Annotated in this window: 14 protein-coding genes; 9 read left to right on the top strand and 5 right to left on the bottom strand. The window is 49.8% G+C overall.

The genetic code is table 11. The features are described from left to right. Positions 1-20: 20 nt before the first annotated feature. The 4 genes from L2712_RS01075 (at position 21) to L2712_RS01060 (ending at position 3,873) form a co-directional block, all read left to right on the top strand. Positions 21-989, top strand: a complete 969-nt coding sequence (locus tag L2712_RS01075; protein ID WP_248976624.1) for a sensor domain-containing diguanylate cyclase — start codon at positions 21-23, stop codon at positions 987-989. A gap of 162 nt (positions 990-1,151) precedes the next feature. Continuing rightward, positions 1,152-2,051, top strand: a complete 900-nt coding sequence (rluF, locus tag L2712_RS01070; RefSeq protein ID WP_248976623.1) for a 23S rRNA pseudouridine(2604) synthase RluF — start codon at positions 1,152-1,154, stop codon at positions 2,049-2,051. Positions 2,052-2,515: 464 nt separating this feature from the next. Then, on the top strand, positions 2,516-2,761 hold the full coding sequence (locus tag L2712_RS01065) for a hypothetical protein (RefSeq protein ID WP_052125459.1): 246 nt from the start codon (positions 2,516-2,518) through the stop codon (positions 2,759-2,761). Positions 2,762-3,156: 395 nt separating this feature from the next. Next, entirely contained in the window at positions 3,157-3,873 is a 717-nt protein-coding gene (locus L2712_RS01060; protein WP_248976622.1) for an oxidative stress defense protein, read from the top strand. An 89-nt stretch (positions 3,874-3,962) separates the two neighbouring features. Here L2712_RS01060 and lgt read toward each other — a convergent pair whose 3' ends face one another. The 3 genes from lgt to L2712_RS01045 form a co-directional block, all read right to left on the bottom strand. Further along, complete coding sequence (gene lgt, locus L2712_RS01055; RefSeq protein WP_248976621.1) at positions 3,963-4,754, bottom strand: prolipoprotein diacylglyceryl transferase; 792 nt, start codon at positions 4,752-4,754, stop codon at positions 3,963-3,965. A gap of 178 nt (positions 4,755-4,932) precedes the next feature. Further along, the gene (gabT, locus tag L2712_RS01050) at positions 4,933-6,213 is read right to left on the bottom strand and encodes a 4-aminobutyrate--2-oxoglutarate transaminase (RefSeq protein ID WP_248976620.1); all 1,281 of its coding nucleotides are present in this window, start codon (positions 6,211-6,213) and stop codon (positions 4,933-4,935) included. 17 nt (positions 6,214-6,230) lie between these two features. After that, complete coding sequence (locus L2712_RS01045) at positions 6,231-7,688, bottom strand: NAD-dependent succinate-semialdehyde dehydrogenase (RefSeq protein ID WP_248976619.1); 1,458 nt, start codon at positions 7,686-7,688, stop codon at positions 6,231-6,233. A 131-nt stretch (positions 7,689-7,819) separates the two neighbouring features. On the opposite strand from L2712_RS01045, the gene L2712_RS01040 reads away from it, so the two are divergent. Next, complete coding sequence (locus L2712_RS01040) at positions 7,820-8,758, top strand: LysR family transcriptional regulator (RefSeq protein ID WP_033537817.1); 939 nt, start codon at positions 7,820-7,822, stop codon at positions 8,756-8,758. Positions 8,759-8,772: 14 nt separating this feature from the next. Here L2712_RS01040 and L2712_RS01035 read toward each other — a convergent pair whose 3' ends face one another. Beyond that, positions 8,773-9,297: a DUF3087 family protein gene (locus tag L2712_RS01035; protein WP_248976618.1), complete on the bottom strand. Its 525-nt coding sequence runs from the start codon at positions 9,295-9,297 to the stop codon at positions 8,773-8,775. Between the two features lie 364 nt (positions 9,298-9,661). Here L2712_RS01035 and L2712_RS01030 point away from each other — a divergent pair, with 364 nt between their 5' ends. From L2712_RS01030 to L2712_RS01015, 4 genes are all read left to right on the top strand, one after another. Next, entirely contained in the window at positions 9,662-11,002 is a 1,341-nt protein-coding gene (locus L2712_RS01030; protein WP_033537815.1) for a Na+/H+ antiporter NhaC family protein, read from the top strand. A gap of 246 nt (positions 11,003-11,248) precedes the next feature. Further along, positions 11,249-11,950, top strand: coding sequence for a DUF998 domain-containing protein (locus L2712_RS01025; protein WP_248976617.1), 702 nt, complete (start codon positions 11,249-11,251; stop codon positions 11,948-11,950). A gap of 7 nt (positions 11,951-11,957) precedes the next feature. Then, positions 11,958-12,704, top strand: a complete 747-nt coding sequence (locus tag L2712_RS01020) for a pseudouridine synthase (protein ID WP_248976616.1) — start codon at positions 11,958-11,960, stop codon at positions 12,702-12,704. An 851-nt stretch (positions 12,705-13,555) separates the two neighbouring features. Further along, positions 13,556-14,086, top strand: coding sequence for a hypothetical protein (locus L2712_RS01015; RefSeq protein WP_248976615.1), 531 nt, complete (start codon positions 13,556-13,558; stop codon positions 14,084-14,086). Between the two features lie 93 nt (positions 14,087-14,179). On the opposite strand, the gene L2712_RS01010 is transcribed toward L2712_RS01015, so the two are convergent. Further along, on the bottom strand, positions 14,180-15,382 hold the full coding sequence (locus L2712_RS01010) for an IS4 family transposase (RefSeq protein WP_248976614.1): 1,203 nt from the start codon (positions 15,380-15,382) through the stop codon (positions 14,180-14,182). Between the last annotated feature and the right edge of the window lie 282 nt (positions 15,383-15,664).

Genomic DNA, 15,664 nt, shown 5'->3' with positions numbered 1-15,664 from the left:
TGTAAAGGAGATCTCCCCAGATGGAGCCGAATGAGCAGCCATCCATTAGCCAACTGGAAGCCGAAATTGCGGCGCTTAAGCGCGAGAATGCCAAGCTTAAACTACTCAACGATCGCGCCGAAGAAAAACTCTTCGCGGCACTGGACGGCAACCGCCTCTGCCTGTGGGAGCAACATATTCCCAGCGGCAACCTGACCATATTTAATATGCGTTGGGGTGAATTGCTGGGTTTTAGCCGAGAAGAGTTGGCGGCCCATGTGGATAGCTGGAAACAGAACCTGCATCCGGATGACAAGGAGTGGGTGATCAAAGCCTTCGAAGATCATGTTGCAGGCAAGTCTGATTACTATCAGGCGGTGCACCGCATGATCCACAAAGACGGCTCTGTTACCTGGGTATCAGATCGTGGCCGTATCGTCGAGCGTAAGGCCGATGGCACGCCGCTGCGCATGATGGGCACTCACATGGATATCACCCAGGAGAAACGCTATGAGCAGGAGCTATCTGAGCTGGCCCATTGCGATCCCCTCACCAATCTAAGCAATCGTCAGGCGATCACCCAGGCCTTCGAGCAGCAATACCAACACACTCAAGGCAGCCTGTTCTTCATCGACCTCGACGGCTTTAAAGAGCTGAATGATAAGCTGGGGCACAAGTTTGGCGACCTGCTGTTAATCCATGTGGCCAATACTCTCAAAGGTGTGATCGGCACTCAGGCCCATATTGCCCGCTTAGGCGGTGATGAGTTTTTGATCTTACATCCAAGCCAGGATCCTTCCTTACTCGCCGATCGAGCCCAAGCACTGCTTGATGTCTACCGCCAGCCGATCATCTTAGAAAATACCGAGATAAAACTTGGTCTTAGCATAGGTATCTACTGCTTCGCCCCAAGCGATGACTTTGCCAGCGCCTGCGAACTGGCCGATGCCGCCATGTATAAAGTTAAGGCCCAGGGCAAGCACGACTACCAATTCTGGGGAGCCGAATAAGCGACAGCCCTTGTGCAATAGGGTCAGATATTCTTAATCGCCTACACTGAAACCTAGCCTAAATTGTGATAGCATCCAGCCCAAATTTTCCGCGCGACAGCGAACGAATGCGCCAAGCGATATGTCAATCACGCCATTGACCCACGATTAAAGGAAGCCACTGTGAGCGAACTTGAAACCCGTCTTAATAAATACATCAGTGAGAGTGGCATCTGCTCACGTCGAGAGGCTGATCGCTATATCGAACAGGGCAATGTTTTCATTAATGGCAAGCGAGCCAAGATTGGTGACACCGTCAGCTATGGTGATAAGGTGAAAGTTAACGGCCGAGATATCGAACCCAGAGATGCCGCCGATCTGGTCTTTATTGCCCTCAACAAACCCGTTGGTATCGTGAGTACCACCGAAGCCAGCGAACGCGATAATATTGTAGACTTCGTCAATCACAGTGAACGCATCTTCCCTATCGGCCGCCTGGATAAAGACTCTCAAGGCCTTATCTTCCTCACCAACAACGGCGATCTGGTCAACAAGATATTGCGCGCAGGCAACAACCACGACAAAGAGTATTTAGTCACGGTCAATAAGCCAATCACCGAGACTTTTCTTACCGGTATGCGCGCGGGTGTACCTATGCTTGGTGTTATCACCAAGAAGTGTAAGGTCGAACAAGTTTCCACTTTTGTATTTAAAATAGTCTTGGTGCAAGGCCTTAACCGCCAGATCCGTCGTATGTGTGAACACTTCAATTTTGAAGTGACCAAACTAGAGCGTCAGAGCATCATGAATGTGTCGCTCAAGGGACTCCCCATAGGCGAATGGCGCGATCTTGACGAAGAAGAGCTAGCAACCCTGTTTAAGCTCATCGAAAACTCCTCGTCAGAAGACAAGAAAACCACCAAGGCCAAGACAAACAAGAAGCCAGCCAAGAAAAAACCCAACCAATCGTTACGCGAAAAAATTGAAGGGCCTGAGCACTTTATGCAAAACCATGGCGGCCGCAAGAAAAAACCTGCCGGCACCAGTCGCGGTAAGCCCAATGCCAGACGCCCCAAACGCTAACCCCAATCACAAGGCAGCCTGAAGGCTGCCTTGTGATTTACTGCTTAAATCACCTCAGTTAAACGACCAACCTCTTCACCTCAAAGGCTATTGCCTCAACTCGCCGTCACTGCACCAAAGTCAGCCACGCAGGCACCAAGTTGGTGAGCCCCGTGCGCCAGATCACATCTTCCAGCAATAATACAAATTACAAAATAACATTAAATATCACACACTTGATTAAATAATAAAAAGTTGGCACGGAACTTACATACTACTTAATAGGTAGTCATTGGGCAGGGCAGTTTTACCAGCAGTGCGGTGAGACAAAGACCCGTCCATAAGGAGCAGAAGATGAAACCTTGGTTAAAAACGGTCAGCCTATTTGATGAGTGGCAATTCCTCTTCCACCTCGGCGTTAGCCAGTGGGATGTCGACTAATCAGACAACCGCTTACCCCCAAATTCATCAATAAGGAGTCGCAGATGAGTACAGTAGCGAAAAGTATCACGCCAAAGATGGCAGAGCGCATCGTCACCGAAGTGAAAATGAACAATTGCCTGCTCTCTGAGGTCGCCAAACAATTTGGCGTTTCCACCAAGACAGTTTATCAACTCGTCAGACAGAGCGAGCAACAGGGTGGACGTGTCGGCGTACTGCGCGCCGAAATAGACAAGTTAACTTTGCAACTTAATCAACTCATGCGTGAGCTGAAGCTTATCCAGGGATAAATCGGTTCGCCAAGAGCTAAATCGATTCGCCAAGGGCTAGGGAAGGCAGTAAAACAAAATGGAAATAGAATAAGTGGTCTGCAGGAAGCATGCGATTTTAGGTTAGAGGGCAGCATAAATAATAGCCTAAGTCGAGGGCCAGAGACCTAACGACGGGCCAGAATCGCAAAACCATTTAAAAGAGGTGTTTTACAGGTGGCACCTCTAGCGCTCCCCCAAAGGCGCTTTTCGCCTGGTGATTGGCAGGATGCTCAATCATCAGGTTTTTTCTTTTGGGATCCAGCCACGCCTTAAATAAAAATTTTTAACCCCTTTTAGATTCAGCATCGTCTATAAGTTCAAACAACGGATTTCTATCTACTGATTTCTATCTATTTTGACGTTTGGAGTATTCGATGAAAAAGACCCTGATTGCGACACTATTTAGCTCACTGGTTTTCACTACCAGCCTGCTTGCCTTGCCTGACGCGGCCGCGGCGGAACTTAACTTTCCCCATATCGAAACCGTGGGCACCAGTGAACTAGTGGTCAAGGCCGATATGGCTGAACTTACCGTCGAGGTAGTCACTAAGGCTGATACCCCAACGAAAGCCAAAGCGGGTTCTGACAAAGCGGTTAGCGAATTTCTAAACCGTTTGTCCAAGGCAGGCATCGCCCGGGGCGATATTCAGAGCGCCAACCTTAACCTGCAACCACAACACCTGTACGATCCTGAGACCCGTACCAACAAGGAGATTGGTTATCGCGCCAGTCGTCAGGTGACTGTCACCCTAAGAGCATTAGACCAACTCAACGAGTTGCTGGACACGGCGCTCAATGAAGGGATTAACCGTATTCATCAGATCAACTTCAAGTCCAGTAAAGAGGCGCAGATGATAGAGCAGGCCAGACTGATGGCGATCAAGGATGCCCAGCAGAAAGCCGCGGCATTGGCAGAGGGATTTGGCGAGCATCTGGATGGTATCTGGGAGATACGCTATCAGGCACAAGGCTCTGTGCGCCCCATGGTGTATAAGATGAACGCCGCGGCCCAAGGAGACATAGGCGAGAGCTATCAAGAGGCACAAACCAGCATCAGCGATCGCGTCGAGGTGATCTACCGCCTCAAGTGATCGGCCTTAGCCCACCTATCTCTTGGCCCTTAGTAAAGTACAAAAGCAACAAAGGCCCAACCTAAGTTGAGCCTTTGTTTGACTTGATGCTAGCGTAAATCTCGAGGGGGCCTCAAATAGGCCATCACCAACAAAGTTAATCCAGCTAACACAAAGGGCACACTGAGCATCTGACCCACGCTGAGGCTCCAATCCAGTGCAAACTCAGCCTGGCGCACTTTGACAAACTCTATCAGGTAACGCGCCCCAAACACTAAGGCCAGGAACAAACCTACCAGCGCTCCCTCTCTGCGTTTCATCTCGGTATAACGATAGAGCAGCCACAGGGTGATAAAGATAACCAGATAAGCTAAGGCCTCATATAACTGCGCAGGATGGCGCGGCACCATATCGATTCGCTCAAAGATGATCCCCCAAGGCTTGTCGGTTGCGACGCCGAGAATCTCTGAGTTAGCCAGATTACCTAGACGGACGAAGACACAGAAAATGCCGGTTGCGATCGCCAAACGATCAAGCAGGAAAAGAAACGGAAGCTTCACTTTATGCTTGTAGTAGTACATAGCCAGCACCACACCCACAGTACCACCGTGGCTCGCCAATCCGCCTTCCCAGATCGCCAGGATCTTTGCCGGATGGGCAAAATAGTATCCAGGATCATAAAACAGAACATGTCCTAAGCGCGCACCGAGCACTATGCCCACCACGCAATAAATCAAAAGATTATCCAGTGACTCCACATCGAGTCCTTCACGGACATAAATATGCTTAATCACCTGAAAACCACTGGCGATCGCCGTGGCAAATAACACGCCGTACCAGTGTATGGTTAGCCCCATGAAAGAGACCATCACTGGGTCCATATTCCAAATAAAGTGATCCAAAAACCTAAGCTCCCTAGCTTGAGGCCGACAGGCCTAATGAAACATCTCTGCTGACAGGCAGTTTTACGCGCTTCGACTTGCTTATTCAAGGTCTTGAGGCAATTTTCAGCACACAGACACAAAAAAGCCTGCACCATAGGGTGCAGGCTTTGCATCAATAGGCTTGTCGCTTGCTAGCTTAATCCGCCAGAGAGGCAAATAGAGTGTTGAACCTAGCAAGCCCCTCGGCCATCACTTCATCGCTAATGGTGAGCGCCGGCAGGAAACGGATCACGTTACCGTAGAAACCACAGGCCAGTAGCACCAGCCCATGCTCGGCGGCATTGGCGATAATCGCCTGGGTCAAGGCAGTATTTGGCTGTTCACTGTCACCGTCGATCACTAACTCCATGGCGATCATCGCCCCTTGGTTACGCACCTCGCCAATGATCTGAGGATATTGCTCCTTGAGGGCAGAGAGCGCCTGATTAAAGGTGTCGCCTATCTTGACCGCACGCTCTACCAGCTGCTCCTCTTTCATCACCTCAAGTACCGCCAGCGCTGCCACGCAGCCTACCGGCGAGCCACCATAGGTGCCGCCCAGACCGCCCGGCAGCGGCGCGTCCATGATCTCGCTCTTACCGACTACGGCCGCCAGTGGGAAGCCACCAGCGATCCCTTTGGCCATCGTCATCAGATCTGGCTCGACACCTGCGTGCTCGCAGCTAAACATCTTGCCAGTACGGCCAAAGCCTGTCTGGATCTCATCCATCACCAGCACGATACCGTGCTTGTCACACAAGGCTCTGAGCACCTGTAAAAACTCAGGCGGCGCCGCATAGAACCCACCCTCGCCCTGCACTGGCTCGACAATGATGGCTGCCACATCGCAAGGGGCAATATCCACCTTAAACAGGTTCTCTATCGCCTTGAGGGAATCTTTAACGCTCACGCCATGCAGCGCCATAGGATAAGGCGCGTGGAAGATATCGCCGGCAAAGGGGCCAAATTGATGCTTATAGGGCGTGATCTTGCCCGTCAGCGCCATGGTCAGGTTAGTGCGGCCATGAAAGCCACCATTAAAGGCGATAACACCGCGACGCCCGGTGTGGGCCCTGGCGATCTTGATACAGTTTTCCACCGCCTCGGCACCCGTGGTGACAAAGATAGTCTTCTTCTGGCTGTCTCCCGGGGCTAACTGATTAAGCTGCTCCGCCAGCGCTACCGCCGACTCATAAGGGTTGACCATGACACAGGTATGGCTAAAGTTATCCAGCTGCGCCTTGACCGCCGCCACCACTTTAGGATGACTGTGGCCCGTATTACACACGGCGATCCCGGTACCGAAGTCGATATAGCGCTTCCCCTCGACATCCCATAGCTCGGCGTTTGATGCTCGCTCCACATAGACGGGATAGGCATTGCCCTGTCCTCTGGCGATAGCCTGTGTCTTACGCGCCTGTAATTCTGCGTTACTCATTGTCTCAATCCTTATGCTTACTTATCCAGGCCACCAAGGCACAGGTACTTAATTTCTAAATAATCGTCCAGGCCATACTTAGAGCCTTCGCGACCGTTACCCGATTGCTTCACCCCGCCAAAAGGCGCGGCGGCATTAGAGATGATCCCTTCGTTGACCCCGACCATGCCATATTCCAGCCCCTCGGCGACGCGGAAGATACGGCCGATATCACGGGCATAGAAATAGGCGGCCAGGCCATACTCAGTATCGTTGGCCATGGCGAGCACCTCCTCCTCACTATCGAAGCTGATGATAGGCGTCACAGGACCAAAGATCTCGTTACGGGCCAAAGGCATCTCGTTAGTCACATTGGTGACGATAACCGGCGACAGGAAGCTTTCACCCAGTTCACTTGGCTGACCGCCTGTGACCAGGCTCGCGCCACTGGCCAGGGTGTCATCCACCAGCTTAAGCACGTTTTGCACAGCATCTTTGGAGATCATAGGGCCAACGGTCACGCCATCACCCAGGCCATCGCCCACCTTGAGGTTCGCCACCGCGGCGGTGAACTTCTCGGTAAAGGCCTGCTCGATCCCTTTCTGCACAAAGATACGGTTGGTACAGACACAGGTTTGCCCCGCGTTGCGATACTTGGAGATCAAGGCGCCCTGCACCGCGGCGTCGATGTCGGCATCATCAAACACGATAAAGGGCGCATTGCCCCCCAGCTCCATGGAGACCTTCTTCACGCTGGTCGCGCACTGAGCCAGCAAGATCTTGCCCACGGCAGTAGAGCCGGTGAAGGTAAACTTGGCCACATCGGGATGCTGAGTCAGCACCTTGCCCATGCCCACGGCATCTTCACCCACAACAATGTTAAATACCCCGGCAGGGATACCCGCACGCTCGGCCAGCTCGGCCATCGCCAAAGCAGACAAAGGGGTGAGCGGTGACGGACGCGACACGAAGGTACAGCCAGCCCCGAGCGCTGCAGCCGCCTTACGGGCAATCATGGCGTTCGGGAAATTCCAGGGCGTAATAGAGGCCACCACGCCCACAGGCTGTTTTAGCACTAAGATACGCTTGTCATTGGCGGGAGCCGGAATGGTATCGCCGTAGACACGCTTGCCCTCCTCGGCAAACCAGTCGATAAAGGCGGCGCCATAGGCGATCTCCCCCTTAGCCTCCGCCAGTGGCTTACCCTGCTCCAGCGTTAACAGGCGACCCAGATCTTCTTGATGCTCCATCATCAGGTTAAACCATTTACGCATCAAGGCGGCGCGCTCGTTAGCCGAACGTTTAGACCAGTCCGGCAATGCCCGCTTGGCAGCCAGAATAGCGGCCTCGGTATCTTGGCAGCTAGCATCGCTCACCTGGGCGATCACTTGCTGGGTGGCCGGGTTCACCACGTCGAACTGCTGGTCACTCGATCTCCATTGGCCATCAATATAAGAGGCGAGCTTGATTAACTGAGTATCTTTAATTCCCTGCATAACAATTTCCTGCGTAAATAGTCCGAATCGAAAAGGGTAAGCCGATAAGCGCTCATTTCCCTATTGAATAGCAAAAGTAACTCAGGTTAAATACCAAATATTCAACGCAAAGTTTTAAGGCTGTAAAACTTATGAGCAAACAGTCCATCATCCCCAAAGCCATTACCGAGTACGATCTGCGTCTGCTACGTATCTTTCGCACTGTTGTCGAGCACGGTGGCTTTGCCGCTGCAGAGAACGAACTCGGAGTCACCCGCTCCACCATCAGCGTACATATGTCTAACCTCGAGAGTCGCATGAAGCTTAAGCTCTGTAGCCGGGGACGAGGTGGTTTCGCCCTCACGGAGGCGGGGCAAGCTGTGTATCATGCCTGTATCGAACTCTTCGATTCCCTCAACGACTTTTCTATGTTTGTTAATAATTTAGGCGAGGAGTTAATCGGCGAACTGGTGATCCTTTGCGCCGACCAATTAGACCATGGCATGCAACAGAAACTCGCCGAGGTGATCGCCTACATTCATGAGCGTCAACCCCAGCTACATCTGATTTTAGACGGCGAGGCGCTGCACCAGATAGAAAAATCCCTGCTACAGGATAAGGCCCACGTAGGCTTGTTACCCAGCTATCAACAGATCCAGGGACTCAACTACCAAACCATCTTCAGCGAGCCAATCTACCTCTGTTGCAGCGCCAAGCATCCCTACTTTCACCTCAGCGACGAGGAGATCAGCGCCGAAATGCTGGCCAAGACCCCCTCTATCCATCCTGGGGTAGATATCGACCCCGAAGGCAGAGAGCAGTTAAAGCGGCTAAACCTATCGGCCAAAGCGTATCAGTTTGATACTCGTAAAACCTTAATTTTATCGGGATGCTATATAGGTTATCTGCCCCTGAGTTATATCCAACAAGAACTAAAGACCAAACAGATAAAGATCATTCATGGCGAGGCGGCCAGTTATCGATTTAATCTGTCGATGGTCGTTAAGCAGTCGGCACGTGAGAGCGCCAAGGTAGAGCTACTCACCCAGGCCTTCAATGAGGTATTTGGCCTGGATGGGCAACGAGGCTAGGGCGAATAGATGGGCTAAAACTTCTCCAGCAGCGACTCATTGAAATCTTGCACTGTAATCTCTAGCCCCAAGGCTTCGATACGCTGCTTAATGCCATCAAGCTCCTTATCGACCTCGTTAAGAGTCAGGGTATTGTCATCCAACAGATAGACCAGCTTCTGGCTGGTAAAATAGAAGAGTAATAGGGTGAGCGCAGAGGGATCATTAGCCTCGCTCGCCTGTTTTATCGCCTTATATTTTCGATAGATACGGTTTTGTAACGCCTTGAGACGTGACACATAATAGATCTCACGAAAATAGTCGCGATGACGCTGTGAATACAGCCCTCCGGCGCACAGTGCAAATGCGAGCAACACACCGAAAAAATTTAGGTGCAGGTTACCGGTCGACTCGCCACTCACCACCTCCTGATGACCAAAAAGTGCAATCAACAGCTGGCCAAATACCAAAGACAAGAGTGCCAAACTGGCGATAAATACCGCAATCACACGGTTTAAATGTTGGCGATATCGAACCTTATTCACCTCAATTAATTTCATTCTTCTCAATTTCCACCCTAATAGACATGGGCGCAAGCCTAGCATGAGTCATCACTAAGTGGCAGTTTTAACACGATAAAGAATTTGATCTCTCGACTTAAGCTAGGCAAGTTAAGCAAGAGCCCTACTTAGTTGTTAACAAATACATTAAAGCATTTAACAGCAACCAAACATTTAGCAGTAAAAACATCTAGACGTCTAAATTGACAGACGTCTTTCGATCTCATATCCTCTCACCTATTGAGATGATCCATTTCGCAGCTAGCGAGATGTTCCAGCTAGGAGGGCATGGGAACCAGAGGGAAACATCCGGTTTTAACGACACGTCTATGAGTAAGACGTCTAGCGATAAGAGAGAAGAGTTTTGACTACACCAACACATGCCCAATCCACTGCAGCACCTAAGGCATCTTTTATTGCCTTGTTGCCACTATTTCTGTTTCTGGCCCTGTTTATCGGCGTCGGCGTTTACTTTCAAAGCCAGGGTGTAGACTTTGCTTTCTATCAGCTACCTAGCGTTGTCGCCATCTTACCCGCTATCATTCTGGCACTGCTCATCTCCAAGCAGAAGCTTAACCAAAGCATAGAAACCTTTATTGCTGGCATCGGCCATTCCAACATTATCGCCATGTGCCTCATCTATCTGCTAGCGGGCGCCTTCGCCTCTGTAGCTAAAGCCACAGGCGGTGTCGATGCGACCGTAGCACTAGGACTCTCCCTAGTCCCTTCTAGTCTCTTGCTGCCAGGCTTCTTTGTGATTGCCGCCTTCATCGCCACCGCTATGGGGACCTCAATGGGAACCATTGCTGCCGTTGCCCCTATCGCATTGGGCGTGGCCGAAGAAGCTCAGATCGATCTTGCGATTATGGCTGGTGCCGTGCTCTCTGGTGCCCTTTTTGGTGATAACCTATCGATCATCTCAGACACCACCATTGCCGCAACCCGTACCCAGGGCTGCGAAATGAAAGACAAATTCAGAGAAAACCTAATCTTCGCCATTCCAGCCTCGCTGATCACCCTGGTGGTCTTTACCTTAGTGGGTCAGGGGCAGGCCGAAGTCGCGCCACAACAGATAGACTTTATTAAAGTTATCCCCTACCTCACCATCTTAGTATTGGCAGTTGCGGGGCTAAATGTTTTCGTCGTACTCACGGTAGGCATTCTGCTCGCTGGCGTCACAGGTTGGGCGACTCTAGATTATGGCCCAATCCAGTTTGGCCAAGATATCTACGCCGGCTTTACCAACATGCAGGAGATCTTCATCCTCTCTATGCTGGTCGGCGGCCTTGCAGCCCTGATGCAGCAGCAGGGTGGTCTGGCTTTTGTCAGTAAACAGATAGAGAAGCTGATCGTTCGCTTTTCAAGTGCCAAAGGCGAAGCCTCTACCCGAGCCTCTGAACTGGGTATGGCGGGTATCGTGGCCCTAACCAACACTTGTGTGGCCAACAATACGGTATCTATCGTGGTTACTGGCGATATCGCCAAAGATCTGGCTCAAAAACATCAGGTGACTCCAAAGCGCGCCGCCAGTATCTTAGATATCTTTTCCTGCATCATTCAGGGGCTTATCCCCTACGGTGCCCAGGCGCTCTTAGTCGCTTCAATCTTTAGCCTTAGTCCACTGCAGGCTGTCGCCCATGCCTGGTACTGTATGATTTTGGCTATAGTGGCAGTGGCTATCGTGATTCTGAGACGTCGTCACTAAGTCATTACTAAGTCGTTACTAAGTAGTCACTATGCAAAGTGGCAACCCTGAGTGCCGCTTCAAAAGGGACTATCTTCACCTTAGCAGTTTCACAAAGTGGGGCTTTCACTTAAACTGTGGCCATAGGGAGATAATTGTTGACCGGCTCGAAATGGTTAAGCGCTATACTTAGCCCTAAGGTCAAAACAGAAAGGAGTACTGAGGTGCTCCTTTTTTATATTTAAAATAACAATAAATGGCATAACAATGGCCCTACACCAACCCATTAATTATGATCTGCAACGCATGGTGGTCTTTACCATCTTAGCCGGGGCGCTCATCTCTGCCCTGGGGATCTCTATCTCACTGTTTGCCCAATTTCAGCTTATTGGCATAGAGGCATTTAATCAGCGACCCGATTTTTTAGGTAACTACTCCGAGTCACCGCTGGCATACATCTTCAACATGGGGCTGATCTTGGCAGGTTCCTGCATCTTGCTCTCTATGTACGGCTTGCGACAACTCAAGCTGGGCCATTTTGGCAACTATATTGCCATCGCAGGCTTTGTGGTCGGTATCACCATCATCTTAATCGGTATCTACCCTATCAACTACCTCAAAGAACACAGGTTGTTTTCGACCATTTTCCTGTTAGCTACCATACTGCTCTACTTTCTGACAATCTCGGCCAGGGTTAATCATAAATCTCTGTGCTCAACCCCTCTCTTGCTGGTCAGCAGTCTTGGCTTGCTGTCGGCAACGGGCTTGGCACTCATGCTCGACTGGGAGCTACTCGACTTTGCTCCTTGCGTCCATAATGATAGCTCCCTATGCGTGGTCGCCTTTACCATGTGGGCACAAACCAATCTCGTGATGATCTGGTGTGTCACTCTGGCCCTGACGATCAAGCGACTGGCTCTGCACAGCTACCACGACAACCTGGCCAGCCAAGTATCGGCCCAGGGTTAGTCAGCCCATGCGACTGGCCCAGTATCTCGCCTTAACAGGTCTCTGCTCTCGCCGCGCCGCCTCGCGGTTGATCCGCGATGGAAGAGTCAGCATTGGCGGTGAGTTAGTCAACCACACCACCCAAGTTGAGGTGATCACAACCCCATCGGGCCAGCAAGCGTCACAGACAGTCTATGTCGATGGTATTCCACAGGGAGCCATCGCTCCCAAGCAATACTGGATGCTCAATAAAACGGTTGACATAGATTGCCGCCTGCAAGCGCAAGATCCCAGCAGCTTGCTACATATACTGCCATCTCAGCCACGCCTCTATCCTGTAGGACGTCTAGATAAAGATTCTCACGGATTACTGCTGCTGACCAATGATGGCGAATTAACCCAAAGCTTGATGCATCCAAGCTTTGCCCATAAGAAACGTTATCATGTCAGGTTAGATAGGCCCTTCGACAATCGTTTTCTTGAGCAGATGGCGGCTGGGGTCAGCTATAAGTCGGTCACCACACTTCCCTGCACCCTTAGTCGTCTGGCACCCGATAAGTTTGAGATCGTACTGACCCAAGGGCTTAATCGGCAGATTCGCCGTATGAGTCAATCCCTTGGCTACCAAGTCGTTGATCTTAAGCGCGTAGCGATTGAGTTCTTAACCTTAGGCGACTTGCCTGAAGGCGAAATGAGGGAGTTGACCAAACAGGAGATTACCGCCCTAAAAGCAAGCCTCGAAAAAGGCTTGGGCGTTATTGGCCCTGTAACCTAAGGGCCAGAGGTATCAACACAGGTTATAGCATGACAGTGTTTGGTGTGAATATGGAGTTAGAGTGCTAACTTATTGATACCCCAATTTTCGTCGCCAACTAGATTAGCATTTAGCGACATGCTCATTTATTCAATGAGTTGAAGGTCGTACCTTCATGGCAACCTATCACCTACGGTGGGCCTATGTGCAGATACGCCTGTGAGACGCCGACTCTTTGTTTTATAGAGAATAGTCCCTTTAGGCTCTGCCGAAACATCTGATGTGAAAGGACTCACGAATGCCGCGTTGACATGGATATCAAAGAGCGGCCCTGTTTCGGAAGCTCACCGGCGTATCTACACCGAGTATCCAACGTCTCTTCGATTTAGCGTCATTGGGTGCTCATTGGGGAGGAACATTTGGCCACATTTGTATTTATAGGAGACTTGAAGGTCGCACCTTCATGGCAATTTATCACCTGCGGTGAGCTTATGTGCAGATACGCCTGTGACACACTGTGCGCCATCCCTGGCCGCTCTGCGGTTTCATCCCTGAAACCGAAGGTCACCGGCGTATCTGCACCGAGTATCTAACGTCTCTTCGATTTAGCATCATTGAGTGCCATTGAGGCAAATCATTATTTTCAAGGAAGAAAACGTACAAAAATGTGACAGAACTTGTTGATTACTCCCTGACCAATAGCTTAATGTGTAACCAATCAAGGACAGAGCTAGGCCAACTCGAATCAAACATCGACCACGCCATTCAGGGAATGAAAAAGCCAATCTCCACACGCCAATCAACTCCCTTATAAAGTTAACTCTGACCCCATTTATTACTAATAAGTTGTTACATTCACATGGGCAGAAATTATGGCACTCAGATCTAGAATTTATCACCACAATGACCTCCTAAACCTATCTCATTACAATTTAGGAGTTATCAATGAGAAAGTAGAGAATGGTGTAAGTGATGCGATTACTTTGGACTGTAAAAATTTTCTCATAGCTCTTGCCTTCACAATCGAAGCACTTATGAACTTAGTAGGCAGCAAAAAAGTTCGAGGTTGGAAGGAGTATGATGGTTACTACAAGAAAATGAAAAAGATGTGTAAAGCAATCGGATATCCGTATAACAACGAGTCCGATCTATTTTGTACTTTAGAGAAAATAAAAAATATTAGAAATGGATTGGCGCATGGAAAGCCCATTGAACGCACCATAATAGTTAGCAACCGTAAAGACATGAATCTTGCACTTAACTGTGAGTGGGATAATTATACTAATCCAGAATTTTGTAATAATGCATACAAGAAAGTTAAAGAATTCAGAGATGATATATTTAAAGCGGCGGGGATAAGTATCTCAGAAACATTAACTCGTACCTTTGGTACGCTTTCTTGAATGTAACAATTAATTGAAGTCGCCCGCTAGCGGGCTGGGACCTCCACTGCTACGCAGTTCCGGCCCCTTAATAAAAAGCGCTGGGGGATCCCCTCATAACTCAGGTCTCCCAGCAGTGTGAACTAACTTGATGTATTCATGTATTGCCCAGTGTAAATGCTGCGCTGTTATTTGATAGTTTTCTCTTCGCCTTACCTTTTTCCCCAATCTGACAATCGACAGCACAGGCCGATGCCGAATGGTGTTGGCCTGAAAGTGTTTTTGCCAGCCTAGATGTAAGGCGACGATACCAATTAGCCATAAGGCAATTTCTGCCAGCATGGCGACGAGCAGCAACACATCTAGCCGCTTCGGACAACGACTTTTGCAGTGCCTCAGCCCCATGCCGTATTGTGGACTCTTCAAGTCTCGAAAGGTCTCTTCAATCTGCATTCGCTTAGCGTAGAGCTTTGTGACTTGAACCGAGTTAAAGTGGTTAGGCGGTAAATTGGTTGCCAATAACCACGGCTCTTTGCTGCTTCTTCCGTAGCTTGCTTGAGCGGTATGGTTTCTTCCAGCCTTTGAGGAACGACGGTCTTTACGACCTTTTTCTTTCGCTTTGTACAGGTGTAAATGACAGGGCAATGGGCTTTTCCTGGCGAGATTAACACGGCCGATGTATTTGGCTTTGTTCGTTGCTGTTGGATAAAGCGACTTATTGGAGTGCCATTGATGTGTTCCAACATGCTGATAACTGACGTCACCACGAACACGCCCTAACCAAAACCAGCCGTGACTGGCGACTTGAGCGAACCAAGTATTGCGATAGCCAGCATCGGTGACGATTAGTGGACAGCAGCCATTCGGAAGCACCTTTGCCAACTCAGTGAGAAAAACATTGTGGCTGCGAGGTGCGTTGTAATCTTTGAATTCAAAAGTACGCTCATAAAGGGTCACGCTGCGCCCTTGAACACTGATGGAGGCGCGCAATGTCATCAAGCGGAGTTGTTCTCTCACATCGGCCCAATCGACAAGTACTATAGGCATTGGGTTAGCACCGCAAAGATGCATTGCATGCCAGCGATATATCGTCAATCGGTCGTTATTGATGTGGCGATTACCGAGCAAGCGGTCAATGCGTTTGATACTGTGTTTAGGCGCCACATTACCAGAGATATTACGGCCTAGCTGGGTCAAAGAGAGTTGATCACCATCTAGTAATGATTTAGTGGCAACCATAAGAGAATTAAGACGTTTTTTGTGGATGGAAGCGCATTGATTGCTAAGAGAGTCATGTAGTATCGTAATGTCACGCATGGTGTTGTTCTAGTTTGTTTTTGGCGAAATTGATTAGATCAAACAGCACCATGCGTGTCTACTAATTGATTGTAAAAGGAATTATCTGGGGATTCCCTAGTAAAAAGCGTTAGGTGTTTAAAAAATGAAACCGGCTCTAAGAGTATTAACATTCCTGACACTGCTAATATTTGTGTCATTTACCGTTGCTCAAGCCTGGTGGAATCAATGGATGTACCATGGCTGGGGGGCGCCGCCGGAGTTCTTTCACGCAGCATTTGGTCCCTTTGACGGGGAGGCAAG

Origin of the sequence: Shewanella marisflavi (genome assembly GCF_023283925.1) — a bacterium.
GTDB classification, from domain to species: Bacteria; Pseudomonadota; Gammaproteobacteria; order Enterobacterales; family Shewanellaceae; genus Shewanella; species Shewanella marisflavi.
This window is presented reverse-complemented; position numbering and strand designations above follow the sequence as displayed.

What these genes read in the sequence shown, in the direction of transcription:
- L2712_RS01010 (WP_248976614.1), bottom strand. Translation starts at nt 15,382, where the DNA reads ATGCGTGACATTACGATACTACATGACTCTCTTAGCAATCAATGCGCT.
- L2712_RS01015 (WP_248976615.1), top strand. Translation starts at nt 13,556, where the DNA reads ATGGCACTCAGATCTAGAATTTATCACCACAATGACCTCCTAAACCTA.
- L2712_RS01060 (WP_248976622.1), top strand. Translation starts at nt 3,157, where the DNA reads ATGAAAAAGACCCTGATTGCGACACTATTTAGCTCACTGGTTTTCACT.
- gabT (WP_248976620.1), bottom strand. Translation starts at nt 6,213, where the DNA reads ATGAGTAACGCAGAATTACAGGCGCGTAAGACACAGGCTATCGCCAGA.
- L2712_RS01065 (WP_052125459.1), top strand. Translation starts at nt 2,516, where the DNA reads ATGAGTACAGTAGCGAAAAGTATCACGCCAAAGATGGCAGAGCGCATC.
- L2712_RS01025 (WP_248976617.1), top strand. Translation starts at nt 11,249, where the DNA reads ATGGCCCTACACCAACCCATTAATTATGATCTGCAACGCATGGTGGTC.
- L2712_RS01045 (WP_248976619.1), bottom strand. Translation starts at nt 7,688, where the DNA reads ATGCAGGGAATTAAAGATACTCAGTTAATCAAGCTCGCCTCTTATATT.
- L2712_RS01035 (WP_248976618.1), bottom strand. Translation starts at nt 9,297, where the DNA reads ATGAAATTAATTGAGGTGAATAAGGTTCGATATCGCCAACATTTAAAC.
- L2712_RS01040 (WP_033537817.1), top strand. Translation starts at nt 7,820, where the DNA reads ATGAGCAAACAGTCCATCATCCCCAAAGCCATTACCGAGTACGATCTG.
- L2712_RS01020 (WP_248976616.1), top strand. Translation starts at nt 11,958, where the DNA reads ATGCGACTGGCCCAGTATCTCGCCTTAACAGGTCTCTGCTCTCGCCGC.
- L2712_RS01075 (WP_248976624.1), top strand. Translation starts at nt 21, where the DNA reads ATGGAGCCGAATGAGCAGCCATCCATTAGCCAACTGGAAGCCGAAATT.